Annotated in this window: 4 protein-coding genes and 3 pseudogenes; 6 read left to right on the top strand and 1 reads right to left on the bottom strand. The window is 40.7% G+C overall.

The window, feature by feature from the left end; translation table 11 throughout:
* Positions 1–142, bottom strand: a 142-nt coding sequence (locus C3Z13_RS11335) for a helix-turn-helix domain-containing protein (protein WP_146256900.1), incomplete at its 3' end; no start/stop codon positions are given.
* Positions 143–375: 233 nt separating this feature from the next.
* Here C3Z13_RS11335 and yiaK point away from each other — a divergent pair.
* From yiaK to C3Z13_RS11305, 6 genes and pseudogenes are all read left to right on the top strand, one after another.
* On the top strand, positions 376–1,374 hold the full coding sequence (gene yiaK, locus C3Z13_RS11330) for a 3-dehydro-L-gulonate 2-dehydrogenase (protein ID WP_103855978.1): 999 nt from the start codon (positions 376–378) through the stop codon (positions 1,372–1,374).
* Between the two features lie 26 nt (positions 1,375–1,400).
* Positions 1,401–1,864 (top strand): annotated as a pseudogene (locus C3Z13_RS11325) (NanQ anomerase/TabA/YiaL family protein).
* 8 nt (positions 1,865–1,872) lie between these two features.
* Positions 1,873–2,354, top strand: a pseudogene (locus C3Z13_RS11320) (TRAP transporter small permease subunit).
* Positions 2,351–3,631, top strand: a complete 1,281-nt coding sequence (locus C3Z13_RS11315; RefSeq protein ID WP_103855977.1) for a TRAP transporter large permease subunit — start codon at positions 2,351–2,353, stop codon at positions 3,629–3,631. Before C3Z13_RS11320 ends, C3Z13_RS11315 begins: the two are co-directional and overlap by 4 nt.
* A 21-nt stretch (positions 3,632–3,652) precedes the next feature.
* A complete protein-coding gene (locus C3Z13_RS11310; protein WP_103855976.1) occupies positions 3,653–4,642 on the top strand; it encodes a TRAP transporter substrate-binding protein in 990 nt (329 codons plus the stop codon).
* Positions 4,643–4,703: 61 nt separating this feature from the next.
* Positions 4,704–5,695: pseudogene (locus C3Z13_RS11305) on the top strand (FGGY-family carbohydrate kinase); the annotation flags it as partial.

The raw sequence follows: 5,695 nt of genomic DNA, 5'->3' as shown, positions 1-5,695 counted from the left end.
AACGATGTACGGTACTTTTATTTAACTGTGAAATTTCAGCTAATTTTGCAAGTGGGCATCCATTTGGAAAGTCGCTCAAAATATCAATTAAGCGAAGCCCTCGAATGAGGCTTTGATTGCCACCAACTTTATCTTCAGACATAGTGATTCTCCAAGCTATTTTTAAGCATTTAGTCTAACAAACTTACTATACGCTCTCTATTTCATATTGTGGAATAAAATTTCAAATAAATGAGAGATTGATCACAAATTGAGAAAAAATATTTTAACTAATTGATTTTAATAGTTTTTTATTTTTAGTGGAAGATTGACTTTATTTTGCTTAATAATGTAATTTATGGAACATAATTTCACAATATGAAATAAGAGGTCGTTATGTTAGTTTCCTATGAAGATTTAAAAGCCGAATTTAAACGCGTTTTACTTGCACGCAATGTGCGTGAAGAAATTGCAGAAGAATGTGCCACAGTGTTTGCTGATACCACACAGGCCGGTGCTTATTCCCACGGTGTGAACCGCTTCCCACGTTTTATCCAACAATTAGAAAATGGTGATATTGTGCCAGAAGCTGTGCCAACAAAAGTGTTGTCGTTAGGTGCGATTGAGCAATGGGACGCTCATCAAGCCATCGGTAATTTAACGGCGAAAAAAATGATGGATCGTGCAATGGAAATTGCTGATCAATATGGCATTGGGGTCGTTGCATTGCGTAATGCAAACCACTGGATGCGTGGTGGAAGTTATGGCTGGCAAGCCGCAGAGAAAGGCTATATCGGTATTTGTTGGACAAATGCGTTAGCGGTTATGCCACCTTGGGGAGCAAAAGAATGCCGTATTGGTACAAACCCACTGATTATTGCCGTTCCAACGAACCCAATTACGATGGTCGATATGTCTTGTTCTATGTATTCCTATGGAATGTTAGAAGTTCATCGTCTATCTGGTCGCCAAACCTTTGTTGATGCAGGATTTGATGATAATGGCAATTTGACCCGTGATCCTGCTACGGTTGAGAAAAATCGTCGTTTATTGCCAATGGGCTTTTGGAAAGGATCTGGGCTTTCAATCGTGTTAGATATGATTGCCACTTTACTTTCTAATGGCTTATCCACCGCTGCTGTTACAGAAGATAAAGATGACGAATATTGCGTCTCTCAAGTCTTTATTGCCATTGAGGTTGATCGCTTAATTGATGGGAAAACGAAGGATGAAAAACTTAACCGCATTATGGAATATGTGAGAACTGCGGAACGTGCTGATACTGATGTTGCAGTTCGCCTACCCGGACACGAATTCACAACGATTTTAGCGGAAAATAAAGCAAAGGGTATTCCTGTTGATGATACCGTATGGGCGAAGTTGAAAGCATTATAGTGTGATGAGTGAATAAAGGAGTGAGCATGTACTTTGGGCATATTAATCATTTCAATGCCAAGGCTTTTCCAGAGGCCATTCAGATTGCATTGGCGTATTTGAAAAATACTGATTTTGATCAACTGCCAGCAGGGCAATATCCAATTAAAGAGCGGTTGATTTTTGCACAGGTTTTGGATTTGGAAACTAAACCCAAAGCAGAAATCTTGCCCGAAGTACATCGCCATGATCTTGATGTGCAATATTTACACTGCGGACAAGAGCGGATTGGTGTGGCTCCAGAGCTGGCAGCAATCCTATTGCTCAGGAATATAATCCGGAACGCGATATTCTTTTTTATCAATCAGCAGAAAATGAGAGTGAATTGATGATGAGAAAAGGCAATTTTGCGATTTTCTTCCCTGAGGATGTTCACCGTCCTGCTTGTATTGATGAACAATCGTGTCATATTCGTAAAGTAGTTGTGAAAATCGCGTTGAGCGAGATTTGAGGTGAAAAATGAAATCTCTCGTTAATGTTATAGCTAAAATACTCAGCATTACTGTTGTGGCTATCCTTGCTACTATGTCGTGCTTGGTTTTCTCAATGTAGTATTACGCTATGGTTTCAACAGTAGCATTAATATTACAGAAGAAGTTTCTCGTTATTTATTCGTGTGGCTCACATTTCTAGGTGCAATTCTTGCGTTTAATGACAATCAGCATGTCAGCGTGACTATTCTAACCAGCAAACTTTCAGCATATAAACGCTACTGTTTAAGTCTAGTTACTGACGGTACGATGTTGTTCTGTTGCTATTTGATAGTTGTCGGTGGCTGGACACAATTTCAGCTTAATCTAAGTAATTTCGCACCAATTTCAGGATTGCCACAAGGGATCACCTATCTCGCCAGCGTTGTAGCGGGAGTGTTTATTGGTGTGTTACTCATCACGCGTATTTGTGCGAATGCGAGTTTGTTAGTGAAAGGAGAAATTCAATGACCGTTATTATCTTCCTTTCTGTGTTACTTGGTGCCATCATTTTAGGCATTCCCGTTGCCTTCTCCTTATTAATTTGTGGCATTGCCTTGATGATTCATTTAGATTTATTTGATGCACAAATCTTGGCACAACAAATTGTGAGTGGTGCAGATAGCTTTTCATTAATGGCGATCCCATTCTTTATTCTTGCCGGTGAAATTATGAATGAAGGGGGATTATCAAAACGAATTATTGATTTGCCAATGAAATTGGTTGGGCATAAACGCGGTGGTCTAGGTTTTGTAGCGATTTTAGCGGCGATGATTATGGCGAGCTTATCAGGTTCTGCCGTGGCTGATACCGCAGCCGTTGCTGCAATGCTCTTGCCAATGATGAAGACAACCGGTTATCCCTTAGGGCGTTCAGCTGGTTTAATTGGTACCGCTGGTATCATTGCGCCAATTATCCCGCCATCAATTCCGTTCATTGTGTTTGGTGTAGCGAGCGGTGTTTCCATCACCAAGCTCTTTTTAGCAGGTATTTTCCCTGGAGTGTTAATGGGGAGTTGTTTAGCGGCACTTTGGTGGTGGCAGGCTAAACGCTTAAACCTGATGACATTCTCTAAAGCAACCAAACAAGAACTCTGTATTTCCTTTAAAAATAGTATATGGGCGTTGCTATTACCCGTTATTATCATTGGTGGTTTCCGTCTCGGTATTTTTACCCCAACGGAAGCGGGAGCTGTTGCGACATTTTATGCTTTATTTGTGGCAATCTTTATTTATCGAGAACTGAAAATTAGTGCATTGTACAAAGTGCTACTTTCAGCAGGTAAAACCACAGCAGTAGTAATGCTGTTAGTTGCAGCGGCAAATGTTACAGGTTGGCTAATCACCATCGCAGAATTACCACAAATTATTACGGAATTACTAGAGCCGTTAATTGAATCCCCAACGTTACTACTTATTGTCATTATGCTTGTAGTTTTTGTTGTCGGAATGGTAATGGATCTTACGCCAACCGTCCTTATCTTAACCCCTGTGCTAATGCCTCTCGTTGAAGAAGCAGGCATTGATCCTGTGTATTTTGGCGTATTGTTTATCTTAAATACCTCTATTGGTTTAATTACACCACCTGTGGGCAATGTATTGAATGTAATTACTGGCGTGTCAAAACTTCCTTTTGACGAGGCGGCCAAAGGTATCTTGCCTTATATGCTCATGATGATTGTCTTATTATTTGCCTTTATTTTTGTTCCATCACTTATTTTGACACCACTTTCGTGGATGCAACCTTAATCAAAATCCAAGGAGATTATTATGAAACTATTTAATTTAAAAACCTTAGCCACATTAGTGACTAGCGCAGTGATGTTGACTTCAACTGCAGTTAATGCTGCAACCACATTACGTTTTGGTTATGAAGCACCGCGTAGTGATACTCAACATATTGCTGCGAAAAAATTTAATGAGCTATTAAAAGAGAAAACAAAAGGTGAATTGAAATTAAGCCTATTTCCTGACAGCACCTTAGGTAATGCGCAAACAATGATTAGCGCAGTGCGTGGCGGTACCATTGATATTGAAATGTCTGGTTCACCAAACTTTACTGGGCTAGAGCCAAAATTAAACGTGATTGATATTCCATTCATCTTTAAAGATCGCGAACACGTTTATAAAGTGCTTGATGGTGAAATTGGACAGGGTTTATTAAAAGACCTTGAAGCTCAGGGGCTAAAAGGTTTAGCGTTCTGGGACGTGGGTTTCCGTGCTTTCTCAAACTCAAAACATCCTGTCACGAAACCTGAAGATATTAAAGGGCTAAAAGTGCGTACTAACCAAAATCCAATGTATATTCAAGCCTTTACACTGCTAGGGGCAAACCCAGTACCAATGCCGCTTTCAGAGCTTTATACCGCTCTTGAAACTCGCGCGGTAGATGCGCAAGAACACCCAATTGGCATTTTCTGGTCTGCTAAACTTTATGAAGTGCAAAAATATTTGAGCCAAACCAATCACGGCTACACCCCATTAATCGTTGTAATGAATAAAGCAAAATTTGATGGACTTAGCGCTGAGTTGCAACAAGCCATCTTAGATGCCGCAAAAGAAGCAGGGCAATATCAACGCGATCTTAATGTCAAAAATGAGCAAGAAATCGTAGCTAATTTACGGAAAGCTGGTGTTGAAGTGATTGAAAAGGTCGATACCGCACCGTTCAAAGCCGTTATTGAAGCGGATGTGCGTAAATCATTTATCGACAAACACGGTGATCAACTCGTGAAAGAAATTGATGCGTTAGCACAATAATCAAAGTGCGGTCGAAATTTTCAAGATTTTTCGACCGCTTTTTATTTTTGGGAGAGCATAAATGACTTACTATTTAGGCATCGATTGTGGTGGCACTTTTATTAAAGCCGCATTATTTGATGAATTCGGCACGATGTCGGCTTGTGTGCGAGAAAACGTGCCACTCATCAGTGAACAAGCAGGGTATGCTGAGCGTGATATGCCGCAGTTATGGCAAATTTGTGCCAAGGTAATCAAGAAAACCATTGAACAAAGTGGAGTATCTGCCACAGAAATCAAAGGTGTAGGAATTTCAGCACAAGGGAAAGGGGCATTTTTGTTAGATCAGCAAAATCAACCTCTTGGGCGTGGAATCCTTTCCTCAGATCAACGTTCACTAGACATCGTCAAACAATGGCAACAAGCAGGTATCCCAGAACAGCTTTATCCAATAACACGCCAAACTTTATGGACTGGACACCCCGTTTCGATTTTACGTTGGCTTAAGGAAAATGAGCCTGAACGTTATGCCAATATCGGTGCTGTGTTGATGTCACACGACTATTTGCGTTTCTGTCTAACTGGGGAGCTATTTTGCGAAGAAACCAATATTTCAGAATCCAATTTATACAATATCAACACCCAGCAATACGATCCTGAATTGGCCGAATTACTTGGTTTGCCGGGGATGACGGAAAAATTTCCGCCGATCGTCAAAGCAAATCAAATTGCTGGTTATGTCAATGAACAAGCTGCACAACTAACCGGATTAGCACAAGGCACCCCCGTAGTGGGCGGGCTGTTTGATGTGGTTTCTACGGCACTTTGTGCGGGTTTAGATGATGAAACGAATTAAATGTGGTGCTCGGAACTTGGTCTGTAGTGAGTGGGGTAACGGATCATATTGATGATAGCCAAAGCCTTTCATTTGTCTATGGACGTTATGCGCAAGAAGGAAAATTTATTATCCACGAAGCTAGCCCAACATCGGCGGGTAATCTTGAATGGTTTGTGAAAGAATGGGGAAATCTCAGCTATCAGGCGATCAATGATGGTATTGATGAATTACCTATA

Origin of the sequence: Avibacterium endocarditidis, from assembly GCF_002921145.1 — a bacterium.
GTDB classification, from domain to species: domain Bacteria; phylum Pseudomonadota; class Gammaproteobacteria; order Enterobacterales; family Pasteurellaceae; genus Avibacterium; species Avibacterium endocarditidis.
Note: the sequence above shows the minus strand (reverse complement) of the source record. Positions and strands in the feature narration are given on the sequence as shown.

What these genes read in the sequence shown, in the direction of transcription:
- yiaK (WP_103855978.1), top strand. Translation starts at nt 376, where the DNA reads ATGTTAGTTTCCTATGAAGATTTAAAAGCCGAATTTAAACGCGTTTTA.
- C3Z13_RS11315 (WP_103855977.1), top strand. Translation starts at nt 2,351, where the DNA reads ATGACCGTTATTATCTTCCTTTCTGTGTTACTTGGTGCCATCATTTTA.
- C3Z13_RS11310 (WP_103855976.1), top strand. Translation starts at nt 3,653, where the DNA reads ATGAAACTATTTAATTTAAAAACCTTAGCCACATTAGTGACTAGCGCA.